The organism is Undibacterium sp. TJN25, from assembly GCF_049339885.1.
Lineage (GTDB): Bacteria > Pseudomonadota > Gammaproteobacteria > Burkholderiales > Burkholderiaceae_D > Undibacterium.
In genome coordinates, this window is record NZ_JBMPPM010000013.1 from 109910 (window position 1) to 131418 (window position 21509).

General features: G+C 56.9%; 20 protein-coding genes and 1 riboswitch. Of the genes, 10 read left to right on the forward strand and 10 right to left on the reverse strand.

Translation table 11 applies throughout. The annotated features are described in order from the left end of the window. Positions 1 to 26: 26 nt before the first annotated feature. Both purH and ruvC read left to right on the forward strand, forming a co-directional pair. Positions 27 to 1592, forward strand: coding sequence for a bifunctional phosphoribosylaminoimidazolecarboxamide formyltransferase/IMP cyclohydrolase (gene purH, locus ACO0LO_RS25505; RefSeq protein WP_422968725.1), 1566 nt, complete (start codon positions 27 to 29; stop codon positions 1590 to 1592). A 54-nt stretch (positions 1593 to 1646) separates the two neighbouring features. After that, a complete protein-coding gene (gene ruvC / locus ACO0LO_RS25510; protein ID WP_422968816.1) occupies positions 1647 to 2189 on the forward strand; it encodes a crossover junction endodeoxyribonuclease RuvC in 543 nt (180 codons plus the stop codon). Between the two features lie 34 nt (positions 2190 to 2223). Here ruvC and ACO0LO_RS25515 read toward each other — a convergent pair whose 3' ends face one another. Next, positions 2224 to 2955 carry a GNAT family N-acetyltransferase gene (locus ACO0LO_RS25515; RefSeq protein WP_422968727.1) on the reverse strand — a complete coding sequence of 244 codons (732 nt, stop codon included), beginning with the start codon at positions 2953 to 2955 and terminating at the stop codon, positions 2224 to 2226. A gap of 198 nt (positions 2956 to 3153) precedes the next feature. Here ACO0LO_RS25515 and ruvA point away from each other — a divergent pair, with 198 nt between their 5' ends. The 5 genes from ruvA (at position 3154) to ACO0LO_RS25540 (ending at position 7165) form a co-directional block, all read left to right on the forward strand. Then, the gene (gene ruvA, locus ACO0LO_RS25520) at positions 3154 to 3735 is read left to right on the forward strand and encodes a Holliday junction branch migration protein RuvA (RefSeq protein WP_422968729.1); all 582 of its coding nucleotides are present in this window, start codon (positions 3154 to 3156) and stop codon (positions 3733 to 3735) included. A 6-nt stretch (positions 3736 to 3741) separates the two neighbouring features. Continuing rightward, complete coding sequence (gene ruvB / locus ACO0LO_RS25525; protein WP_422968731.1) at positions 3742 to 4797, forward strand: Holliday junction branch migration DNA helicase RuvB; 1056 nt, start codon at positions 3742 to 3744, stop codon at positions 4795 to 4797. 291 nt (positions 4798 to 5088) lie between these two features. Beyond that, on the forward strand, positions 5089 to 5550 hold the full coding sequence (locus tag ACO0LO_RS25530) for a YaiI/YqxD family protein (protein ID WP_422968818.1): 462 nt from the start codon (positions 5089 to 5091) through the stop codon (positions 5548 to 5550). A gap of 88 nt (positions 5551 to 5638) precedes the next feature. Continuing rightward, the gene (locus ACO0LO_RS25535; protein ID WP_422968733.1) at positions 5639 to 6469 is read left to right on the forward strand and encodes a 2-keto-4-pentenoate hydratase; all 831 of its coding nucleotides are present in this window, start codon (positions 5639 to 5641) and stop codon (positions 6467 to 6469) included. A 24-nt stretch (positions 6470 to 6493) separates the two neighbouring features. Then, a complete protein-coding gene (locus ACO0LO_RS25540) occupies positions 6494 to 7165 on the forward strand; it encodes a glutathione S-transferase family protein (protein ID WP_422968735.1) in 672 nt (223 codons plus the stop codon). A gap of 128 nt (positions 7166 to 7293) precedes the next feature. Here the strand turns inward: ACO0LO_RS25540 and ACO0LO_RS25545 are convergent, their stop codons facing one another. Both ACO0LO_RS25545 and ACO0LO_RS25550 read right to left on the reverse strand, forming a co-directional pair. Next, positions 7294 to 8328 (reverse strand): porin, encoded by a 1035-nt coding sequence (locus tag ACO0LO_RS25545; RefSeq protein WP_422968737.1) that lies wholly within the window; start codon positions 8326 to 8328, stop codon positions 7294 to 7296. A 499-nt stretch (positions 8329 to 8827) separates the two neighbouring features. Next, on the reverse strand, positions 8828 to 9874 hold the full coding sequence (locus ACO0LO_RS25550) for a porin (RefSeq protein ID WP_422968739.1): 1047 nt from the start codon (positions 9872 to 9874) through the stop codon (positions 8828 to 8830). Positions 9875 to 10292: 418 nt separating this feature from the next. On the opposite strand from ACO0LO_RS25550, the gene coq7 reads away from it, so the two are divergent. Further along, on the forward strand, positions 10293 to 10925 hold the full coding sequence (coq7, locus tag ACO0LO_RS25555) for a 2-polyprenyl-3-methyl-6-methoxy-1,4-benzoquinone monooxygenase (RefSeq protein WP_422968741.1): 633 nt from the start codon (positions 10293 to 10295) through the stop codon (positions 10923 to 10925). A 66-nt stretch (positions 10926 to 10991) separates the two neighbouring features. Here coq7 and ACO0LO_RS25560 read toward each other — a convergent pair whose 3' ends face one another. Continuing rightward, positions 10992 to 12254 (reverse strand): putative Na+/H+ antiporter, encoded by a 1263-nt coding sequence (locus ACO0LO_RS25560; RefSeq protein WP_422968743.1) that lies wholly within the window; start codon positions 12252 to 12254, stop codon positions 10992 to 10994. Positions 12255 to 12336: 82 nt separating this feature from the next. Next, on the reverse strand, positions 12337 to 14607 hold the full coding sequence (locus ACO0LO_RS25565; protein ID WP_422968745.1) for a UvrD-helicase domain-containing protein: 2271 nt from the start codon (positions 14605 to 14607) through the stop codon (positions 12337 to 12339). A gap of 164 nt (positions 14608 to 14771) precedes the next feature. Between ACO0LO_RS25565 and aroQ the strand changes: the two genes are divergently transcribed. Together aroQ and dapA are read left to right on the forward strand one after the other, a co-directional pair. Then, positions 14772 to 15368 (forward strand): gamma subclass chorismate mutase AroQ, encoded by a 597-nt coding sequence (gene aroQ, locus ACO0LO_RS25570; protein ID WP_422968747.1) that lies wholly within the window; start codon positions 14772 to 14774, stop codon positions 15366 to 15368. A gap of 350 nt (positions 15369 to 15718) precedes the next feature. Continuing rightward, entirely contained in the window at positions 15719 to 16618 is a 900-nt protein-coding gene (gene dapA / locus ACO0LO_RS25575) for a 4-hydroxy-tetrahydrodipicolinate synthase (protein ID WP_422968749.1), read from the forward strand. 1 nt (position 16619) lies between these two features. On the opposite strand, the gene thiE is transcribed toward dapA, so the two are convergent. The 5 genes from thiE to thiC form a co-directional block, all read right to left on the reverse strand. Further along, on the reverse strand, positions 16620 to 17246 hold the full coding sequence (gene thiE, locus ACO0LO_RS25580) for a thiamine phosphate synthase (RefSeq protein WP_422968751.1): 627 nt from the start codon (positions 17244 to 17246) through the stop codon (positions 16620 to 16622). 11 nt (positions 17247 to 17257) lie between these two features. Beyond that, positions 17258 to 18061, reverse strand: coding sequence for a bifunctional hydroxymethylpyrimidine kinase/phosphomethylpyrimidine kinase (gene thiD / locus ACO0LO_RS25585; protein WP_422968753.1), 804 nt, complete (start codon positions 18059 to 18061; stop codon positions 17258 to 17260). Further along, positions 18061 to 18855 (reverse strand): thiazole synthase, encoded by a 795-nt coding sequence (locus tag ACO0LO_RS25590; RefSeq protein WP_422968755.1) that lies wholly within the window; start codon positions 18853 to 18855, stop codon positions 18061 to 18063. The genes thiD and ACO0LO_RS25590 overlap by 1 nt, the downstream gene beginning before the upstream one ends. Positions 18856 to 19044: 189 nt before the next feature. Continuing rightward, on the reverse strand, positions 19045 to 19245 hold the full coding sequence (thiS, locus tag ACO0LO_RS25595; RefSeq protein WP_422968757.1) for a sulfur carrier protein ThiS: 201 nt from the start codon (positions 19243 to 19245) through the stop codon (positions 19045 to 19047). A 10-nt stretch (positions 19246 to 19255) separates the two neighbouring features. Then, the gene (gene thiC, locus ACO0LO_RS25600) at positions 19256 to 21169 is read right to left on the reverse strand and encodes a phosphomethylpyrimidine synthase ThiC (RefSeq protein ID WP_422968759.1); all 1914 of its coding nucleotides are present in this window, start codon (positions 21167 to 21169) and stop codon (positions 19256 to 19258) included. Between the two features lie 50 nt (positions 21170 to 21219). Next, a riboswitch (TPP riboswitch) is annotated at positions 21220 to 21326 on the reverse strand. Positions 21327 to 21509 lie beyond the last annotated feature (183 nt).

The window sequence follows — 21509 nt, forward strand, 5'->3', positions numbered from 1 at the left end:
ATCCTTCACTCTCGTCATTCACCACCATGATCAAACAAGCCCTCATCTCCGTATCCGACAAGACCGGCGTCCTTGAATTTGCGCGCGCGCTTTCCGGCATGGGAGTCAAGCTGCTGTCCACCGGCGGCACCGCCAAATTATTGGCCGACAACGGCCTGCCCGTGACCGAAGTCGCCGATTACACCGGCTTCCCGGAAATGCTGGACGGCCGCGTGAAAACGCTGCACCCAAAAGTGCATGGCGGCATCCTGGCCCGCCGCGATTTTCCTGAGCATGTGGCCGCACTGGACAAGCATGGCATCCCGACGATAGACATGGTCGTGGTCAACCTCTATCCTTTCCAGCAGACTGTCGCCAAGGAAGAGTGCTCGCTGGAAGACGCGATAGAAAACATCGACATCGGCGGCCCGACCATGCTGCGTTCATCCGCCAAGAACCACAAGGACGTGGTTGTCATCTGCGACCCGGCGGATTACCAGCTGGTGCTGGATGAGATGAAGGCAAGCCAGAACACGGTCAGCTACGGCACCAAATTCACGCTGGCGAAAAAAGTGTTTGCGCATACCGCGCAATACGACGGCGCCATCACCAATTACCTGACCAGCCTGGGCGAAGACAAGTCGCATGCGACCCGCAGCAGCTATCCGCAAACCCTGAACCTGCATTTTGAAAAAGTGCAGGAAATGCGCTACGGCGAAAACCCGCACCAGTCCGCGTCCTTCTACCGTGAGCTGAATCCGGCCAAGGGCGCACTGGCCAACTATACGCAGCTGCAGGGCAAGGAACTGTCATATAACAATATCGCCGATGCCGATGCGGCATGGGAATGTGTGAAGTCCTTCGACGTGTCCGCCTGCGTGATCGTCAAGCATGCCAATCCTTGCGGCGTGGCGCTGGGCGAAACGCCTTTTGAAGCCTACTCCAAGGCCCTGCAGACCGACCCGACCTCCGCTTTCGGCGGCATCATCGCCTTCAATCGCGAGCTGGACGGCAAGGCCGCCGAGATCGTTGCCAAGCAGTTTGTCGAAGTGCTGATCGCGCCTTCGTTCACCGCGGAGGCAAAGCAGATTTTCGCTGCCAAGCAGAACGTGCGCCTGCTGGAAATCAGCCTCGGTGATGCCGTCAATGCCTACGACTTCAAACGCGTGGGCGGCGGCCTGCTGGTGCAGGCGCCGGATGCAAAGAACATCGCAGTGGGTGAATTGAAAGTGGTGTCCAAACTGCAGCCGACTCCGCAACAGCTGCAAGACCTGATGTTTGCATGGCGCGTCGCCAAGTTCGTCAAATCGAATGCGATCGTATTCTGCGGCAACGGCATGACGCTGGGCGTCGGCGCCGGCCAGATGAGCCGCATCGATTCAGCCCGCATTGCATCAATCAAGGCGCAGAATGCCGGCCTGAGCCTGGCGGGTTCTGCAGTCGCTTCCGATGCCTTCTTCCCGTTCCGCGATGGTCTGGATGTCGTCGTCGATGCCGGCGCTACCTGCGTGATCCATCCGGGCGGCTCCATGCGCGACCAGGAAGTGATCGATGCTGCCGATGAACGCGGCGTGGTCATGGTATACACTGGCATACGCCACTTCAGGCATTAAACCTATTTCATCTCTCTCCCGCGCAAGCGGGAGAGAATGGGAATTTCTTCATCAATGATCATCCTCGGCATCGACCCCGGTCTGCGCACTACAGGTTTCGGCCTTATCCAAAAGCAGGGCAGCAAGCTCGGCTATATCGCCTCCGGCACGATTAAGACGCAGGATGCCTCCTTGCCGGAACGCTTGAAGACCATCCTGGCTGGCGTTTCCGAAATTATCCGCACCTATAACCCCGATTGTTCGGCGATAGAAAAAGTCTTCGTCAACGTCAACCCCCAATCCACCCTCCTGCTAGGCCAGGCCCGTGGCGCGGCAATCTGTGCGCTAGTAAGCGCTGACCTCTCCGTCGCGGAGTACACCGCCCTGCAGGTCAAACAGGGCGTCGTCGGACATGGCAAGGCAAAAAAAGAACAGGTGCAGGACATGGTGCAGCGCCTGCTGTCCTTGCCCGGCCTGCCGGGAAGCGATGCGGCCGATGCATTGGGCGTGGCCATCTGCCATGCGCATAGCGGCGATACGCTGGCTACCCTGGGCGCGATTGCACCGGAACTGGCCAAACGCGGCTTACGCGTGCGCGCCGGGCGGCTGATAGGTTGATAAGCTGAGGCTTGCCAGATACCGTCAAATGTTGTCAGGCGCGGCTGCGGTACCAGTAGCGGTAGGCTGCCACAAATCCCAGCGACTCATATAAGCGGATGGCGGGCATATTGCTCGCGACGACCTGCAGGTAAGCAGTGTCGGCGCCGCCCTGCTTCGCAGCCTGCAAGATACCTATTGTCAATGCGCGTCCATGGCCCTGCCTTCGCACGAGGGGATCGGTCGCAATATCGAAAATGCCGGCATACTTGCCATCGATGACACCCAGACCCGCCGCAGCGCCGCCCTCTACGCTGCCGTAAATCGCGGGCAAGGCCAGCATTTTCAGCAATTCGACATGCTTGGCTTTTCTTGCCGGCGACGCGTTGTCCAGCCTTTGCATCTGAGCGAACCAGGCGTCCGCATCGAGTTCGCGGTAGATGGCTGGAGCGGGCGGCAGGTCGCCGAGGCTGCTTGTCATCACTAGGCTGTCGTCTATCCGCGCCAACCCTTTTTGTTCCAGGAATATATCCAGCACGTCGTTGTGCGCATGCCCGGTCAACCGGAAGGTCAGCGGGATGTCCTGCCGCGCAAACAGCGCTTCGCAGTAGCGGAATTTCTGCTCCAAAGGGAGGCTGGATGGCGCCAGCGGATTGACTGAGTTCGCCCGCTTTGGCCCTCCGCGCGCCATGCGGACGAGCCAGCCGTCATGCAGCAGCGTTTGCGACGCGGGTAAGGCGCTGAAGCTGGATTCTTCTATTCTTTGGTGCAAGGGAAGCAAAGGCATTTCAGTTTGAGCCCACAAATTAAGGTTAAAAGCGCAGCAAGCCGGCGCTCAGTGCTATCGGCTTACTTTAAAAGCAATAGTCGAGAGCCGGATACGGTTTTTAAACAGCCTAAAGCCTGATTAAATTTCCAGTAGTATCGCAAATAACGGACTTCTATCCTGTATCATTCTAAGCATTATTTTTAGGATGAGCTCGCAATGATAGGTCGTATCTCTGGTCTGTTGCTGGAAAAGAATCCCCCTCAGCTGGTGGTTGATTGCCAGGGCGTCGGGTATGAGATCGATGTGCCGATGAGCACTTTCTATAATTTGCCGGGCCTGGGCGAAAAAGTGGTGCTGCTGACCCACCTGACGATACGAGAAGACGCCCACATCCTGTTCGGCTTCGGCACGGCAGAAGAGCGCAGCGTGTTCCGCCAGTTGATCAAGATCAGCGGTGTGGGGGCGCGGACTGCGCTTTCCATCTTGTCCGGCATGTCGGTGGCAGATCTGGCGCAGGCAATCACGCTGCAGGAAGCAGGACGGCTGACCAGGGTGCCTGGCATAGGCAAGAAAACTGCTGAGCGCCTGCTGCTGGAGCTAAAAGGCAAGCTGGGCGCCGACCTGGGTGCGGTCAGCGGCGGCGCCATCGCCAGCGACCATAGTTCCGACGTGTTGAACGCACTGCTGGCGCTGGGCTACTCAGATAAGGAAGCACTGATGGCCGTCAAGAAAATCCCGGACGGCACCGGTGTGTCCGAGGGGATTAAGCTGGCATTGAAATCTCTTTCAAAGGGATAATGGCGCATGAGCATCCAGACCGATAATTTCTCCGAACAGCGCATCATAGCGCCCACGCCCTCTTCTCCGCAGGAAGAGGCGATAGAGCGCGCGCTGCGCCCCAAGCAGCTGGAGGAATATGTAGGCCAGGAAAAGATTCGAGGCCAGCTGGAGATTTTTATCGCCGCCGCGCGCAACCGCGGCGAGGCGCTGGACCATACCTTGCTGTTCGGCCCGCCGGGCCTGGGCAAGACCACGCTGGCACATATCATTGCGCGTGAAATGGGCGTCAACCTGCGCCAGACTTCCGGTCCGGTCCTGGAACGCGCCGGTGATTTGGCAGCGCTGCTGACGAACCTTGAGGCCAATGACGTACTGTTCATTGACGAGATCCATCGCCTGTCGCCGGTCGTTGAAGAAATCCTGTATCCGGCGCTGGAAGACTACCAGATCGATATCATGATAGGCGAAGGACCTGCTGCGCGTTCGGTAAAGCTGGACCTGCAGCCGTTCACGCTGGTGGGCGCCACCACGCGTGCCGGCATGCTGACCAATCCGCTGCGCGACCGCTTCGGCATCGTGGCACGGCTGGAATTTTACACGGCAGCAGAGCTGACCAAGATCGTCACCCGTTCCGCTTCGCTGCTGCATGCACCGATACAGCCGGATGGCGCGCGCGAGATCGCACAAAGGGCACGCGGCACACCGCGGATTGCCAACCGCCTGTTGCGCCGTGTGAGGGACTATGCCGAAGTGAAAGGCAACGGCGAGATCACAAAAGCCATCGCCGATGCGGCGCTGATCATGCTGGATGTAGACCCGGTCGGCTTCGACCTGATGGACAGGAAACTACTGGAAGCGGTGCTGTTCAAATTCGGCGGAGGGCCGGTGGGTCTGGATAATCTGGCCGCAGCCATAGGCGAAGAACGCGACACGATAGAAGACGTGCTGGAACCCTACCTGATACAGCAGGGCTATCTGCAACGCACACCGCGCGGCCGCATTGCAACGCCGAGCGCCTACCAGCATTTCGGCGTTACCGCACCAAAGACCGGCGCCAACGGCGAACTGTGGGGTGGATAGGTCCGAACTGTTTTAATAGCCGCAAGCAAAGAATGCCTGCTGGCAAACGGAGCTTCCTACGCGCAGTTTGCCCCTGAAGTATTCGCACAACCGTGCCATTTTTTTGCGCGCGTTTTGTTCAAGGTTTGCAACGTTATCGCTGAAAATTTGTAACGGATTGTGCAAATATTTTTTGCCGCGCCTCGTTTTTTTGAACCTCTTCTCACTTTCCCATCATCTACCTTGATGGCGAAAAATTGCACCGAAAAGAATGACATGTCCGCCAATGTGCCCGAAACAAAACCGGAAGCCATGCAAATCTGGGTCGATGCGGACGCCTGTCCCAATCCCATTAAACAGATATTGTTTCACGCGGCGGAGCGCTGGAAGATTCATGTCACCCTGGTAGCAAATCGTCTGCTGCCGGTGCCGCCCTCCCGATATATCAAGGCGATGCAGGTAGCTGCTGGGTTTGACGTCGCGGACAATGAGATTGTGCGCAGGATGCAGGCCGGCGACCTCGTGGTGACCGGCGATATCCCGCTAGCATCCGACGTATTGCAGAAAGGCGGACATGCATTGAATCCGCGCGGTTCTTTTTATACCGCGGACAACATCCGCGAATATCTGAGCATGCGGCAATTCATGGAAGAGCTGCGCAGCAGCGGCGTGGAGACCGGCGGGCCGGCGGCATTCAGCAATGCCGACCGGCAGGCGTTTGCCAATCAGCTTGATAAATTCCTAACGAAAGCTTATAGCGATGACAGCCGATAAAATTTCCGCCGCTGCTTTGGGCTTGCACATTATGCATGCGTCGCACACAATGGCACTTCACTTAAAATTCTAAGCTAAGCGTTCCGCCATGCTCATGTCCTCCCTCGCAGACCGCTATGCCTACCAGTTCCTGGAGGCAAGGGCACATTCACGGTCGCTGAACCTTATTACGTCCGAGACCAATCTGAGTATCGCCGATGCTTATGATATTGCCAAAAGCCTGGACACCATACGCACCGCCGAAGGCGAGATAGCAGTCGGGCGCAAACTGGGCTTTACCAACAGTACGCTGTGGCCGAAGTATGGCGAAAAAGATCCGATTACGGCGCCCATGTGGTCCACGCTGTTTGACAGCACGGTGCGCTATCTTGATCAGGCCTTTACCGTACAGAGCCTGGCTGGCGCCATGCGGCCGAGGATAGAGCCGGAAGTCGTCGTCAAGCTCGGCCATACGCCTTCGCCCGATGCCAGTTTCGAAGAGCTGGCGGAATGCCTGGAATGGATGGCGCACGGTGTGGAAATTGTGGTGTGCCCTTTTCCCGACTGGAAGTTTGAAGCAGCCGACGCCATCGCTGCCTTTGGTTTGCATGGCACGCTACTGATAGGCGAACCGCGCCTGCTGTCCAGTGCTACCCGCCATCACCTTGCCGATGTCATGGCGAATGCCAGCGTTTCCCTTTCGTGCGACGGCCAGTTGCTGGGTGCCGGTTACGGCAGCAATGTCATGGAGAGCCCGCTGCACGCAATCTGGCACCTGCATCAATTGCTGAAGACCCAGCCGCAATTTCCCGGCCTGCTGGCAGGCGAGATCATCACGACGGGCACCTGGACCGATGCCTATCCCGTGGCGGCGGGGCAAACCTGGTCCACGGCATTTTCAGGCGTAACGCTGCCCGGCCTGAACATCTCTTTCGTTTAAGCTTTTCTCATTTCCAGGATACGCATGATCATCGTCCACCACCTGAACAATTCCCGCTCGCAACGCATACTATGGTTGTTGGAAGAACTGGGCATCCCCTACGAGATCAAATTCCATGAACGCGATCCCAAGACCATGCTGGCGCCTGCCTCGTTAAAGGCCGTGCATCCGCTGGGGAAATCACCGGTCATTGTTGATGGCGACGTGACGGTGGCTGAATCCGGCGCCATCGTCGAATATCTGCTGGAACGTTATGGCCAGGGCCCGCTGATTCCGGCAGCCGGTACACCGGAAAGGCTGAAGTATACGTACTGGCTGCATTTCGCCGAAGGCTCGGCGATGCCGCCGCTGCTGCTGAAGCTGATCTTCGACCGCATAGAAACCGGCCCCATGCCTTTTTTCATCCGCCCGATTGCGCGCGGCATCGCGCAAAAAGTCAAAGGTGCATTTATCCAGCCTCAAATTACGCGCCAGCTCGATTATATGGAAGCAGAGATCGCAAAAACCGGATGGTTCACCGGCAGCCAATTTTCCGCAGCCGACATACAGATGAGTTTTCCGCTGGAAGCAGCGGCGGCACGCGGCGGCCTGGATGCCAGCCGCCCTCAGCTGATGGCCTGGCTAAAACGCATCCACGCACTGCCTGCTTACCAGCGCGCGCTGGAAAAAGGCGGCGCCTACGAGTTGCTGAACTGACACCAGGCTCCCTTCTATGGCGACCTGAATAAAATGCCATAGCCCGGAAAATAAAAAAAAGCACCCGAGGGTGCTTTTTTTATAGCTGGTACCGGCAGGCCTGAGCCTGCCGCTATCCGAACCGTCAATTAGAACTTGTGACGGATACCGAAGTTGACCAGTTTGTCATTTACGCCAGGAGCATAAGCCAGATTGCCTGCGTTGGAGTTCGCATCATTCTTGGTGTAAGCGTAGTTGGTGTAAAAGTTAGTACGCTTGGACAAAGCATAAGTACCGCCGATTGCATACTGGTCGCCTTTGTTTTCATTGGCTTTAGTATTGTCTTTGACGTGTGTGTACGTTGCGATGAATGTCGCTGCACCGAAAGGAACTGTAGTACCCAGCATCCAGGCTTTAGTATCGACTGTGTTCAGGTCAGTTGTCGTTTTGCCATAAGCAGCGTGCAATTTAGCGACTGTGAAGTCATAGATACCACCGACAAACAGGATTTTCTTGGCGAAACCTGCTGCGTCATTTGCTTTGTGGTAAGCAACAGTACCAACGATCGGGCCAGCAGCGTATGTGCCGGACAAACCGATTTGACGGGAAGCGGAATTGTCGCCAGCAACTTCGCCGAAGCTGTAAGCTGCGGAACCTGTGAAGCCGCTCAGGTCGTTAGTTGTGTAGTTGACTGTGTTGTTAGTACGGAACGGTGTACCGAACATACCCAGCAAGCCGCCAGTGGATGTACCTACGCCAGCTTGTGGGCCGCCGCCGGTGCTGTTGAAACCAGCATCCCATGGATCGATAGTGTCAGTTGCGATAAAGATAGGAGCGTATTGACGGCCCATAGTCACGGAACCGAATGCACCAGCCAGACCTACCCATGCTTGACGGCCGAAAGCCAGACCACCTTGGGAGGATGTACCGTTATCTGCATTGATACCCATTTCCAAATCAAAGATGGCTTTCAAACCGCCGCCCAGATCTTCAGTACCTTTAAAGCCCAGACGGGAACCAGATTGTTCGCCGCTGTCCAGCGCTGTAGTAGCACCGTTTTTACTTGCGCCGCTTTCGTGCTGGATAGCCATATCCACAACACCGTAGATTGTTACGGAGGATTGTGCGTGAGCAACGCCTGCGAATGCAGCCAGTACTGACAGAGCTAGTAGTGATTTTTTCATTGATATTTCTCCAAAGGTTTTCATGTTGACATGAACTACAGTAAGCGAAGGCTCTGCGAAAAGCTTATTTGTTTAATACGTTGCAAAACCCAGCTCATACTTCAAAACGAACAAGACTGCTAAACAGAAGTTAACGTATTTGACCAAAGATACGGTTTTGCAGCAAAGCTAATTTGGCTTTTGCACCGTTTGGAGGGAGGGTATGTCTCTAAATCACAACGTAAAATTACGATTATGACAAGAATATGACATATTATTGCTGCGTCGCAATGGAAGGAATACGCGAGAAAATCGCGAAATTTAATCGAAATTAAAGAACTAATTTATTATTTCGACAACTCAATGCCAGCTGGCTGGTGCCGCTTGATGACACGTACTGAAAGCACATTCGGTTTCCATAGGGCAACATTGTGTCAGCAATAAACAAGCCCCGCGAACGCGAGGCTTTGCTGTTCATGACATTCGCTTGAACCCGGCAAGGGTTCAAGCGAGGCTCAGCTTAGAACAGGTGGGTGATACCTGTGGAGATACCTGTTTGTGAAGTTTTTGTTCCCAATTGGAACAATGGACCAGTGATTTTCTTGTTGTCCGCTTCCAGATACAGGTTGGTGCGTTTGGACAAGGCATAAGTACCGGCGATCACCAGATTTTTACGCTTGCTGTCGACTACGCCTGCAGCAGGAGACACAAAAGTATGTGCATCTGTTACATAGTAAGCACCAGTCAATTCGATTTGCGGAGTGACTACGTAGCTGACGCCGCCCCAGTAGGATTTTTGTTCTGCATCGATATTGACGACAGTTTCCTGTTTCTCTTTGACGTAACCGGCAGAAACGCGGAAGCCATTCAGCGAATAAGCACCGCCGAGGGTCCAGTATTTATTTTTCAGGCCGGCGATGTCGGTATTCATGTACAGGCCGCCAACGTTGAAAGGTCCGGTTGTGTAGCCAACGGAAATCGCTTTGACTGCATTGCGGTTAGTGTCGCCTGCGACTTCACCCAGAGCGTATTCGATGCTTGTCCTCAAGCCGCCAAATACAGCCGTGTATTGAGCATCGTTGTTGAAACGTGTCGCACCGCCGCCGCTGAACGTTGCAGGGTAGAACAATGCTACGCCGGCAACAGGGGAAGTAATGGCTGGGAATTTATAGTTAAACGGTTCATAAGTACCGATAATTTTAAACGCCAGTGAGTATTGGCGACCGAGGTCAAGGTTGCCGAAATCGCCGGTGACACCGACAAATGCAGAACGGTTAAACGCAGTGGTAGGGGTGTCATAAGAACCGGTAGCCGTATTAAAACCGGATTCCAGAACAAAGTGGGCGTTCATGCCGCTACCCAGGTCTTCTATACCTTTGAAACCCAGACGATTGGAGTTGTAGGTACCGTTAGAGCCCATGGACAGCTTGCTGTTGCCTGCCGCATCGACGTTAGTCTGATTGCGGACACCTGCATCGATGGAACCGTAGATAGTGACTGAGGACTGTGCAGATGCTGTAGCAGCGAATGCACTAAGGATTGCAAATGCCAATAGCGATTTCTTCATTGAAATTGTCTCCAAAATTATAATATTGTCAATTGATTGCATACTATCTACATCAATTTACTTATGCAGCATTCAGTCTTGCCAGGACCCCGGTACCGGCTGATAAAGAAGCTGATTCCATTGAAACAAATTAAGTGAATTAGGGCAAAGAGAATTTGTTGCCATTCAAAATGAGGCGAATTTTATGTGGCGTTATCGCAACAAACAACACTTTTACCATTATCTTTTTAATAATTTTATATCAAAAAACATGCTAATTTCATTAGCTTCAATGCAATTTAAAGCACATCGGTGCGATTTTTTTGACCATATCTCAGAACATGGTTTGTTTTCCCATACTGTGGAAAGTAGATGCCGGGCAGCAGCAAAGCAGCGGCTTAACTTACAATACGCTCTTCGTCTTCACGCCTGACACATCATGCTGCCATTCAATCTGGATCAACTGGTACTGGGATTTGACCGCGCCTTGCGCGTGGTGTCCGGCCAGGCCGCCGCGAGCCGCGCCAACCCTGCCGCTGATATATCGCATGATGCGCTGTCGGACGAGGACAAGCGGCATAGCGCCGGACTGATGCGGATCAACCATGTGGGAGAAGTGTGCGCACAAGCTTTGTACGATGCACAGAGCCTGTTTTCAAACTCCGAAGAAGTGAAGCGCCAGTTTATGCACTCAGGCATGGAAGAAGAAGACCATCTGGCATGGACTGCACAGCGCCTGCAGGAACTGGGTTCGCGCCCCAGCCTGCTGAACCCCTTGTGGTATACAGGGGCATTCGCCTGCGGCGCAATTGCCGCGCGCTGCGGCGACCAGGCCAGCCTCGGCTTTGTGGTTGAAACCGAACGCCAGGTGGAAGCACACCTGGAAAGCCACCTGGAAAAACTGCCGGCAGACGATGCCAAATCGCGCGCGATTGTCGATAAAATGCGCACCGATGAAATTGCGCACGGCGCTGCGGCAGCAGCGCTGGGTGCGAGCAGCATGCCGCCGCCGGTGCACGCAGTGATGAAGGCAATGGCCAGGGTAATGACTGCTACTGCATATTACGTGTGATTACAGGTAATTCCTGTAGTCGTATTACGTCATAACAGCCACATATATCAGCGACCAACGCAGCAATCAAAGCAGCAGAAAACAGGATGCAGCCACGGCAGTAGGCAGAAGCGCAGCCAGCAGCAAACCCAGCGGACTGATGCCTTCGCCTTCAAAATAATCCTTGAGAATGGCAAAGCCTGCCGGATTGGGCGCATTGGCGATCACCGTCAGGCCGCCACCGGCAACCGCGCCGGCCACCAGCGCATATTTGGCGGCATCCGACATGCCCTCCACCAGCGACCCCAGATAGGTAAGCGCCGCATTATCGGTAATCGCGGTCAGCCCCATCGACCCGAAGAACAGCACTGTGGAATCCATGCCGGCCAGGATAGGCTGCAGCCACCATTGCTGCTTGCCGCCCAGAACCACGAGGCCGGCCAGGAAGAACGCCACCAGCAGGCCTTCGCGCAGCATCAGCTTGTCCTGGTAGCGCTTGTAGGCATCGGTGAATCCCAGGAAGAACAGGAACAAGCCCATGAACACGACCGGATAGTGGGCAAACACCACCGTCGCGGCAAGAAACAGGTAATGCACCGCGATGACGGTCAATGGCATGCGCTCGCCTTGTGCCGCGCCGCTTACGTCGGGAACATTTGCCAGATCCCTGCGGAACGCCAGCGTGATCGCCAGTGCATTAACGATCACCGCGCAAGCCGCTTTCCAGCCGAACACGCTCGACATGAACGCGATGTTCCAGCCCCACTTGTCCGCTACCATCAGCACCGGCGGTGCGGCAAATGGCGTCAGCACGCCGCCGATCGAGATGTTCACAAACAATACACCCAGCGTCGCATATTTAAGCCGCGGCGAAATGTCCTGCGTGTAAAAACGGTCACGCAGCATCAGAGCGGCCAGCGTCATGGCCGCCGGCTCGGTAATGAAGGAGCCCAGTAAAGGCACCAGCGACAGGCAAAGGAAATAAGAGCTGACTGACTGCTGCAACGGCAGCACCCTGCCTATCCAGCTGACCAGCGCCTGCACCGAATGCAGGATGGGTCGCGTGCCGGCAATGGTCAGGATCGCAAATACGAACAGCGGCTCGGTGAAATTCTGCGCCTCCAGGTAGCCGATGGCAGCCTTGGGCGTGGCCGCTACGGCGATGAAGCCCACCAGGATAAAGGCCCAGAATCCGAATACCACCTCCACCTCGCCCAGCAGGTGCCAGAGACCGGCATGGTTCTGGCTGGTATGCGCCAGATGCAAAAATTTCTTGGTAGAGAAGGTATGCAATACCGCCAGCGCAAAGATTGCAGCGCCGGCGTATTCGATAAGGCGGGCACTATCCATTTCTTTCCTTAGGTGTCATCTGCCGGGTTCAGCAGATTTTATATCAACGCTCTCCCCGATGCCCCAACAAAGCCGCATGCACCTAGCCGGGAATCTTGTCCAGCTTGGCGATGCTCAGATCCAGCAGCTTCATGCCATGGCGGCCGAAATTGATGTGCGCGCGCGAATTGGTGCCGCTGCCTTCAATATTCACAATGACGCCTTCGCCAAACTTCGCATGGAATACCGATTCTCCTATGCGCCAGGCATTCTTGTTGAAACTCTGCGCAATCGTATTGGCGCCGGTGCTGGGCGACTCGTCCCATGCCGATTTCGGATTGGCAAACCAGTGCGGCTGGATTTTAGGCGACAGCCACTTCAGCGTCTCTTCCGGCAATTCGTCAAAGAAGCGCGAACGCATGTTGTAGCGGGTCTGGCCATGCAGCATGCGGGTTTGCGAGAAACTCATATACAGCCGTTTCCTTGCCCGCGTGATCGCCACATACATCAGCCGGCGTTCTTCTTCAACGCCGCCCTCTTCCTTGGCGCTATTCTCATGCGGGAACAGGCCCTCTTCCAGGCCGCTGATGAATACCGCATCAAACTCCAGCCCCTTGGCGGAGTGCACCGTCATCAGTTGCAAGGCATCCTGGCCCGCTTGTGCCTGGTTATCACCGGCCTCCAGCGATGCATGCGACAGGAACGCAGACAGCGGCGACATCACCGCGGGCAATGCGGCGTCCGCATCAATGATTTCCACACCGTCGGCGATGGTCACGATATTCGGCGTGGCCTGAGAGGCTGGCCCTGCCAGCGCCGGCGCATCCAGGCCGAAGCCTTCCTCGGACACGAACAGCGTGGCCGCATTGATCAGCTGCTCCAGGTTTTCTATGCGGTCGGCGCCCTCTTTTTCGTTCTGGTAATGCTCGATCAGGCTGCTGACTTCGAGTACGATCTGCACCATTTCAGGCAAAGGCAATTGCTGGGTCTCGAAACGCGCGCCCTCTATCAGCTTGACAAAGGCAGACAACGACGATCCCGCCTTGCCCGCCACATAAGGCACTGCCGCATAGAGCGAAATGCCATACTGTTTCGCCGCATCCTGCAATTGCTCCAGCGAACGCGCGCCTATGCCGCGCGCCGGGAAGTTGACGACACGCAGGAAAGCAGAATCATTATGCGGATTGTCCATCAGTTGCAGATAGGCGATCGCATGCTTGATCTCGGCCCGCTCAAAATAGCGCTGCCCACCGTACACACGGTAAGGAATACCGGACGTGAACAGCGAGTGCTCGATAACGCGTGACTGCGCATTGGAACGGTACAGTATCGCGATCTCGCTGCGCAGCGAACCCTCGCGTATCAGGTTCTTGGCTTCCTCCACGATCCATTGCGCTTCCTGGATATCGCTGGTGGATTCGTAGACCCGCACCTGTTCGCCATGGCCGGCGTCGGTGCGCAGGTTCTTGCCGAGCCGCTTGCTATTGTTGGCGATCAGCGTGTTGGCCGCATCCAGGATATGGCCGTGCGAGCGGTAGTTCTGCTCCAGCTTGATCAGGTTCTGCACACGGAATTCACGCTCGAAAGAGGACATATTGCCGACATTGGCGCCGCGGAAGGCGTAAATGCTCTGGTCGTCATCCCCCACCGCGAAAACTGCGCCATGTTCGCCTGCCAGCAGTTTCAGCCACTTGTATTGCAGGTCATTGGTATCCTGGAATTCGTCCACCAGGATATGCCGGAAACGGGACTGGTAGTGCTCCCGTAGCGGCTGGTTGCGACTCAGCAGTTCATAACAGCGCAGCAGCAGTTCGGCGAAATCGACGACGCCTTCGCGCTGGCATTGCTGGTCGTACAGGTCATACAGCGCCACCATCTTGCGCTCTATCTCGTCGTAGGCCTCCACCTCGCCGGCACGCAGGCCGCGGTCCTTGGCGCCGTTGATGAAATACATCAGCGTGCGCGGCGGATATTTTTCATCATCGACATTGTTCGCTTTCAGCAGGCGCTTGATGAAGGACAACTGATCGGCAGAATCGAGTATCTGGAAAGTCTGCGGCAAACCGGCGTCGCGATGGTGCGCGCGCAGCAATCTGTTGCACAGGCCGTGGAAAGTGCCTATCCACAGGCCCCGGGTATTGATCGGCAGCATGGCCGACAGCCGCATCAGCATTTCCTTGGCGGCCTTATTGGTAAAGGTCACCGCCAGGATGCCGTTGGCCGATACCTGTCCTGTCTGCACCAGCCAGGCGATGCGGGTGGTCAGGACGCGGGTCTTGCCGGATCCGGCGCCGGCCAGGATCAGCGCGGACTGCGCAGGCAGCGTCACAGCGGCAAGCTGTTCCGGGTTCAGGTTATGGAGAAGATTTTGCATTCCAAGATTATACGGGAGTGCGGCACGGTCGGCAGTTTATGTGCTCGTTCCCGGGGGCGCTGGGCTGACGCATGAAGGGACAGGGCCGCTACATGCCCGTGCAGCCCAGCAGGCCCATCCACGTTTATACTGTGGCCTGACCCGATTTTTATATTGCTCCCGCCATGCTTTCCAGCCGCCAACCCCTTGCAACAGCACTGTTTGCACTGTCCATCGCCCTCCTGCTGCAACTCGGCGCCTGCACCTGCACATCGGCCTCTACGCTTCCCGGCGCCGACGCGGAGGAAGCCGCGATCCGGCATCTGGCGCTGCTGATGGACGAAAGACTGGCCGTGGCGCCGCTGGTGGCAAAAAGCAAGTGGAATTCCGGCGCCGCCATTGACGACCCGCAGCGGGAGAAGCAGATACTCAACGATATAGGCCTGAGGGCGCGGCAGGAAGGCCTCGACCCCAGCCTGGCCGGTGATTTTTTCCAGTCCCAATTCGATGCAGGCAAGATCGTGCAAAACCGGCTGCATGCGCAATGGCGGTCTCAGCAGCGGGAGCCATTCGTCAATCCTCCCAACCTGGTCCGCGACGTGCGCCCGGTGCTGGACCGGCTGACGCCGGAGCTGATCCTTGCGCTGAAAGACGTGCAGCCGCATTTATGCGATGCCGGCGTGCAGGATTTTCTAGCCCACCGTGCCGAGGCCTTGTTCAGCAAGGATTGGGATCAGGACACGGTCACCCGTGCGCTGAGTCCCTTGCGATGCCGCCGCTAATGCATTACAGATGCGCTGTACGCAATAAACACAAGGACCACAAGGGATTGACGCCGGCGGCACCGGCAGCGATAATCAAAGACACTAATCCGCAAGACAATTTACTTTTTGCCGCATACAACAATGATTCTTCTTTCCAAAGACCGTACCGCCAACTTGGGCTGCCATAGTCCGGTGCCGGTTTTCGTCTTTGGCAAGGCAAAGAAACAGACGCTCATCTGACCGGGGCGTGCTGTCCTGTCAGATGGGCTGACAGGACACGCAAGGAACGGCAATCCACGGATACTCCCTTAGCAAAAATCTTGTCAGACTCTTCTGCAGCGACTTAGTCGGTCAATCTGGAGAATAAGATGGCAAGTTTTACAGGCATTTGGGTAGCGCTGGCGACCCCTTTTATAACAACAGCAGCAACGGCAGCAGCAACAACGACTGCAGCAATAGATATCCCCGCCTTGCAGGAGATGGCCTGCTCACTGATGGAGGCCGGCGTTTCAGGCCTCGTCGTTTGCGGCTCCACCGGGGAAGCGGCGGCACTGAGCGCTGAGGAGCAGTTGCAGGTGCTGGATGCCGTGCTGGCAGTCGTACCCGCAGACAACATAGTCATGGGCCTGTCGTGCAACAACCTGCAGCAGGTTCTGCAGCGCCTGCAGTTGCTACAGCAGCGCCCCGTCGCCGGCCTGCTGGTGACGCCGCCCTACTACATACGTCCTTCGCAAGCCGGCATCATCGAGTATTTCCATGCAATAGCAAACGCCTCCCGCATCCCAATCGTCCTTTACAATATTCCCTATCGGACCGGCGTCGATATGGAGCTGGATACGATACGCGTGCTGGCAGGGCATGAACGCATCGTTGCGATCAAGGATTGTGGCGGCAGCCTGCAGGCGACGATGCAATTGATCGCCGACCGCCAGCTCTATGTACTCACTGGCGAAGACCACCAGTTGCTGAGCCATCTGAGTCTGGGCGGCGCCGGCGCCATTATTGCCTCCGCCCATCTGTGTCCGGAACTGTTTGTGCGCGTAGCCCGGCTCATGGAAAGCGGCGACATCATCCAGGCCCGGGAAATTTTTTACCATCTGCTGCCTCTCATTTGCACACTGTTCGAAGAACCCAATCCGGCGCCCCTGAAAGCGGCACTGGCGGCACAAGGCCGCATCGAGGATGTACTGCGTTCACCGATGCAGCAGACAACGCCTGCATTGAAGGAGAAAATACTTCTGCAGCTAGCCTTGCTGCAAGCCGTTTAGGCTAGGCGGGGGCAAACAGATCGGCAAACGCCCGCGCCGCCGCTTGCGGATCTTCCGCCATGTAGACGCTGCTGATCGCGGCGACCATGTCCGCGCCTGCCGTCACCAGCGGCCGCGCGTTTTCCGCCGTCATGCCGCCGATAACGACATTCGGCAGGGCGATCTCGGAACCGGCCAGTGCAATAATGCTGACCGGTGTCGTCACCGCGTATTTCTTCACTCTCGAAGGATAAAAACCGCCGAAAGCAACGTAGCTGGCGCCGGTGTCGCGGGCCAGGTGCGCCAGCTGCATGTCGCCATAACAGGAGGCGCCGACAATCTTATCCTTGCCGGCACGCATGCGCACCTCGGCTACCGATGCATCGGTGCCGCCCACGTGGATGCCGTCCGCATCCAGCTCCAGGCAGAGATTGACATGGTCGTTGACGATGAAGCTGCGCCCGTAGCGCCGGCAAAGCTCCAGCAAGCCGCCGGCTTGCTGCCGCCTGAGCATTTCGTCCGCAAACTTGTGGCGGTATTGCACCACCGCCGCGCCTCCCAGCAGTGCCTGCTCGGTGACTGCCAGTAGTTTTTCGGTATCATCCCAGTCAGGAGTGACGATGTACAAGCCTCTGAGTATATGTTCCATATCCATTCCGTTCATGTCCTCGCCGGCATCCACTGTCCGCCGGCGATAGGGTAAGCCTTGGCCAGCGCCAGCTGGCAATATGCCTGCGCAGCATGCAGCGCCTCTTCGATGCTGCGGCCCATTGCCAACTGGCCCGCCACTGCCGACGCCAGCGTGCAGCCGCTACCGTGGAACTCCCCCGGCAGCCGCGGCCATTGCCACTCCCTGCGCCAGTCCCCGGCCTGGCTCCCATGCAGCCACAAATTGCTGACCGCGGGGCCACTGCCATGCCCGCCCTTGATCAGCACATCTTCGCATCCATACTGCAGCAGCAGTTGTGCTTGCCGCAGCGGCGTGCCGGCTTGCGCGCACAGCCGCGCGGCCTCGGGCAGATTCGGCAGAATCAGCGTTGCCACCTCCAGCAGCGGAGCGACCGTATGCAAAGCATCATCCACAGCCAGCGCATCGCCATTGCCGCTGCCCAGCACCGGGTCCAGCACCACTGGCAGGCCAGGTTGTTCCAATTTCAGCCCACGGATGAATTCCGCGATAGCCTGAGCATTGGCACGGTTGCCGGCAATACCAAGCTTGACCGCGGCGATGGGAATAGCCGCGCGCAGCGTCTGAGCCTGTGCGATAACAAGTGCCGTTTCGACCGCGTGTATGGCATACACGCGGTTGTTATCCTGCACCGTCAACGCCGTGACCACAGTCAGCGCATGCGCACCCTGCGCAGCGACCGCCTGCACGTCAGCCTGTATGCCGGCGCCGCCGCTGGGATCGCTACCGGCGAACACCAGCACACAAGCTCGCTGCGGCGGCGGCAAGGCCTGCATCAGACCACGCGCCCTGCCATCGGCGACGACGGCGATGCGCTGAAGCGTTTCGCCATGCGGCCCGCCAGCCAGGCCTCGCGCCCGGCCTCCACGGCCAGCCCCATTGCGCGCGCCATGCGCACCGGGTCCTGTGCCCCGGCGATTGCCGTGTTCATCAGCACGCCGTCGCAACCCAGTTCCATTGCAATCGCCGCATCCGATGCGGTACCGACGCCGGCATCCACCAGCACCGGCACGCGAGCCTGCTGGATGATCAGCGACAGGTTCCACGGATTCAATATGCCCATGCCGGAGCCGATCAGCGACGCCAGCGGCATCACGGCGACACAGCCTATGTCTTCCAGCATGCGCGCCTGGATGGGATCATCGCTGCAATACACCATGACCTCGAAACCTTCGCTGACCAGCGTCTTTGCCGCCTTCAGTGTTTCCGGCATATTCGGAAATAAGGTCTTTTCATCGCCCAGTACCTCAAGCTTGCACAGCTTCTGCCCACCCAGCAGTTCACGCCCCAGTTGCAGCGTATATACCGCATCCTCGGCGTTGTAGCAGCCGGCCGAGTTCGGCAGGATCGTGTAATTGCTGGGCGGCACCGCATCCAGCAGGCTGGGCGCGTTCGGGTCCTGGCCGATGTTGACGCGGCGGATCGCCACGGTGATGATCTCCGCGCCGCTGGCTTCGGTGGCGAGCCTGGTTTGATCCAGGTCCTTGTATTTTCCGCTGCCTACCAGCAGGCGGGATTTGTAGGTTTTTCCAGCGATTGTCAGGCCGGATGCTTGTATATCATTTGGCATAATTTTTCCTGTTGATTCTTTAGGGCTTTCGAAGGGATGGTTTAATAACCAGGTTCCACTTCGTCGATACAGGCCGGGGATGGCCCGGCAGCCACTCACTTTTTCTTGCTTCGTCACCTAGGCGTTCCCAGCGGATTAAGGTCAAAACCGACAACAACCAGGCTGCCAGGTCTTTAAGGGCCGGATTTTTTAACCGCCCCCGATAGCACGCACTACATCCACCTTGTCCTTGCTCTGCAAAATATGCACCTGCCACAATGACCTCGCAACGATGGAGCGATTTACCGCCACCGCTATTGCCTGGCCGGATAAACTCAGCGCCGTCACCAGCTCGGATAAACTCTGCCCCTCGGGTATCTGATGGGCTGCACCGTTCAGTTCAATCTCCATATCCGCCTCGCTATTGCTTGCGATACAGTTCAGCACCGGACTTGATGAACTCAACGGCCTTCACTTCCATCCCCTGCTTCAATGCAGCGATTTCGGAGATGCCCTGCTTGGCTGCGTAGTCGCGTACTTCCTGCGTGATCTTCATCGAACAGAAATGCGGGCCGCACATCGAGCAGAAGTGGGCAACCTTGGCGGAATCCTTCGGTAGCGTCTCGTCATGAAATTCGCGTGCCTTGTCCGGATCCAGGCCGATGTTGAACTGGTCATCCCAGCGGAATTCAAACCTGGCTTTGGACAGCGCGTTGTCCCGTATCTGCGCGCCGGGGTGGCCTTTGGCCAGGTCAGCGGCGTGGGCAGCAATCTTATAGGTGATGATGCCGTCCTTGACGTCGGCCTTGTTTGGCAAACCCAGATGCTCTTTCGGCGTGACATAGCACAGCATTGCCGTGCCATACCAGCCTATCTGCGCAGCGCCTATGCCGGAAGTGATATGGTCGTAGCCGGGAGCGATGTCGGTCGTCAGCGGCCCCAGCGTATAAAAAGGCGCTTCGTGGCAGGCTTCCAGCTGCAGATCCATGTTTTCCTTGATCAGATGCATGGGCACGTGGCCGGGGCCTTCTATCATGACCTGCACGTCATGCTTCCATGCGATCTGCGTCAGCTCGCCCAAAGTCTTCAGCTCACCCAGTTGCGCTTCGTCATTCGCATCGTAGATGGACCCGGGGCGCAGGCCGTCGCCGAGACTGAAGGACACGTCATAGGCCTTCATGATCTGGCAAATATCTTCAAAATGCTCATACAGGAAGCTTTCCCTATGGTGTGCGAGACACCATTTGGCCATGATGGAACCGCCGCGCGACACAATGCCGGTCATGCGTTTGGCCGTCAGCGGCACATACTGCAGCCGCACGCCGGCATGGATAGTGAAGTAGTCGACCCCCTGCTCTGCCTGCTCGATCAGCGTGTCGCGATAAATCTCCCAGGTCAGGTCTTCAGCCTTGCCGTTGACCTTTTCCAGTGCCTGGTAAATCGGCACCGTGCCGATAGGCACCGGCGAATTGCGCACTATCCACTCGCGGGTTTCATGGATGTGCTTGCCGGTGGACAGGTCCATCACATTGTCGCCGCCCCAGCGTATCGCCCAGGTCATTTTTTCCACTTCTTCGCCTATCGACGAAGTCACTGCGGAGTTGCCGATGTTGGCATTGATCTTGACCAGGAAATTGCGGCCGATGATCATCGGCTCCACTTCCGGGTGGTTGATATTGGCAGGGATGATTGCACGGCCACGTGCGATCTCGTCGCGCACGAATTCGGGTGTGATTTCCGCCGGGATGGAGGCGCCGAAAGACTGGCCGGGGTGCTGGCGGCCCATCATGTCGGCCAGCTTGTGGCCCATGGGGCCCGAGGCTTTCAGGTTTTCCAGGTATTCCCTGCGGCGCAGGTTCTCGCGTATCGCCACATATTCCATTTCCGGCGTGACGATGCCTCGTCTGGCATAGTGCATTTGCGTGACATTTCTGCCATCCAGCGCTCGGCGCGGCTTGCGTTTCAGGTTGAAACGCAGTTCGGCAAGCCTGGCGTCGTTCAGGCGCTCCATGCCGTATTCGGAAGAAGGCCCGGGCAGTTCTTCGGTATCGTTTCTTTCGGCAATCCACGCGCCGCGCACCGACGCCAGGCCGGAGCGGATATCAACCTGCGCATCGGGGTCGGTGTAAGGCCCGGAAGTATCGTACACGTAGATGGGCGGGTTCTTTTCCGCCCCGAACGAGGCAGGCGTATCGGACTGGCTGATCTCGCGCATGGGCACGCGGATGTCAGGCCGACTGCCTTGTACATAGATTTTTCGGGAATTCGGCAGCGGTTGTACTGCGGCGGCATCCACCTCGGCGGTGGCAGACAAAAATTTCGGATTGGCGTTCATAGCGCTCCCAAGTGTGAGCAGCTTGGGAGGCGACCATGGCGGACGGATGGCCGCGCACAGTCTTGCTTCCCTTCGCTGGCATTATCCAGATCAGGTTCAAGGGTATTTCTCACCCGGCCAAACACGTATGTGTTCGCCAGGACCCCTAGCATTTTTTCGCGATGTGAGATGAACCATCGCGAAGTCCGAATTATAAAGTCTTTTGGCGCGGCGCGATAAGAAAATGTCGGATGAGCTCCATCAGCAGATACGTAAGTAAAAAGTTTCTTGCAGGGCAAGCCGGCTGCCTGTAAATAGCCGTTTATGACTATTTAGCATATATAATCAATGGTTTAGCCTA

Coding starts and splice junctions, on each gene's coding strand:
- thiE (WP_422968751.1), bottom strand. CDS start 17,246: ATGGAACATATACTCAGAGGCTTGTACATCGTCACTCCTGACTGGGAT.
- ACO0LO_RS25515 (WP_422968727.1), bottom strand. CDS start 2,955: ATGCCTTTGCTTCCCTTGCACCAAAGAATAGAAGAATCCAGCTTCAGC.
- ACO0LO_RS25535 (WP_422968733.1), top strand. CDS start 5,639: ATGCTCATGTCCTCCCTCGCAGACCGCTATGCCTACCAGTTCCTGGAG.
- ACO0LO_RS25530 (WP_422968818.1), top strand. CDS start 5,089: ATGCAAATCTGGGTCGATGCGGACGCCTGTCCCAATCCCATTAAACAG.
- ACO0LO_RS25545 (WP_422968737.1), bottom strand. CDS start 8,328: ATGAAAAAATCACTACTAGCTCTGTCAGTACTGGCTGCATTCGCAGGC.
- ruvB (WP_422968731.1), top strand. CDS start 3,742: ATGAGCATCCAGACCGATAATTTCTCCGAACAGCGCATCATAGCGCCC.
- ACO0LO_RS25550 (WP_422968739.1), bottom strand. CDS start 9,874: ATGAAGAAATCGCTATTGGCATTTGCAATCCTTAGTGCATTCGCTGCT.
- ACO0LO_RS25540 (WP_422968735.1), top strand. CDS start 6,494: ATGATCATCGTCCACCACCTGAACAATTCCCGCTCGCAACGCATACTA.
- ACO0LO_RS25560 (WP_422968743.1), bottom strand. CDS start 12,254: ATGGATAGTGCCCGCCTTATCGAATACGCCGGCGCTGCAATCTTTGCG.
- purH (WP_422968725.1), top strand. CDS start 27: ATGATCAAACAAGCCCTCATCTCCGTATCCGACAAGACCGGCGTCCTT.
- thiC (WP_422968759.1), bottom strand. CDS start 21,169: ATGAACGCCAATCCGAAATTTTTGTCTGCCACCGCCGAGGTGGATGCC.
- ruvA (WP_422968729.1), top strand. CDS start 3,154: ATGATAGGTCGTATCTCTGGTCTGTTGCTGGAAAAGAATCCCCCTCAG.
- thiS (WP_422968757.1), bottom strand. CDS start 19,245: ATGGAGATTGAACTGAACGGTGCAGCCCATCAGATACCCGAGGGGCAG.
- ACO0LO_RS25565 (WP_422968745.1), bottom strand. CDS start 14,607: ATGCAAAATCTTCTCCATAACCTGAACCCGGAACAGCTTGCCGCTGTG.
- dapA (WP_422968749.1), top strand. CDS start 15,719: ATGGCAAGTTTTACAGGCATTTGGGTAGCGCTGGCGACCCCTTTTATA.
- ACO0LO_RS25590 (WP_422968755.1), bottom strand. CDS start 18,855: ATGCCAAATGATATACAAGCATCCGGCCTGACAATCGCTGGAAAAACC.
- thiD (WP_422968753.1), bottom strand. CDS start 18,061: ATGCAGGCCTTGCCGCCGCCGCAGCGAGCTTGTGTGCTGGTGTTCGCC.
- coq7 (WP_422968741.1), top strand. CDS start 10,293: ATGCTGCCATTCAATCTGGATCAACTGGTACTGGGATTTGACCGCGCC.
- aroQ (WP_422968747.1), top strand. CDS start 14,772: ATGCTTTCCAGCCGCCAACCCCTTGCAACAGCACTGTTTGCACTGTCC.
- ruvC (WP_422968816.1), top strand. CDS start 1,647: ATGATCATCCTCGGCATCGACCCCGGTCTGCGCACTACAGGTTTCGGC.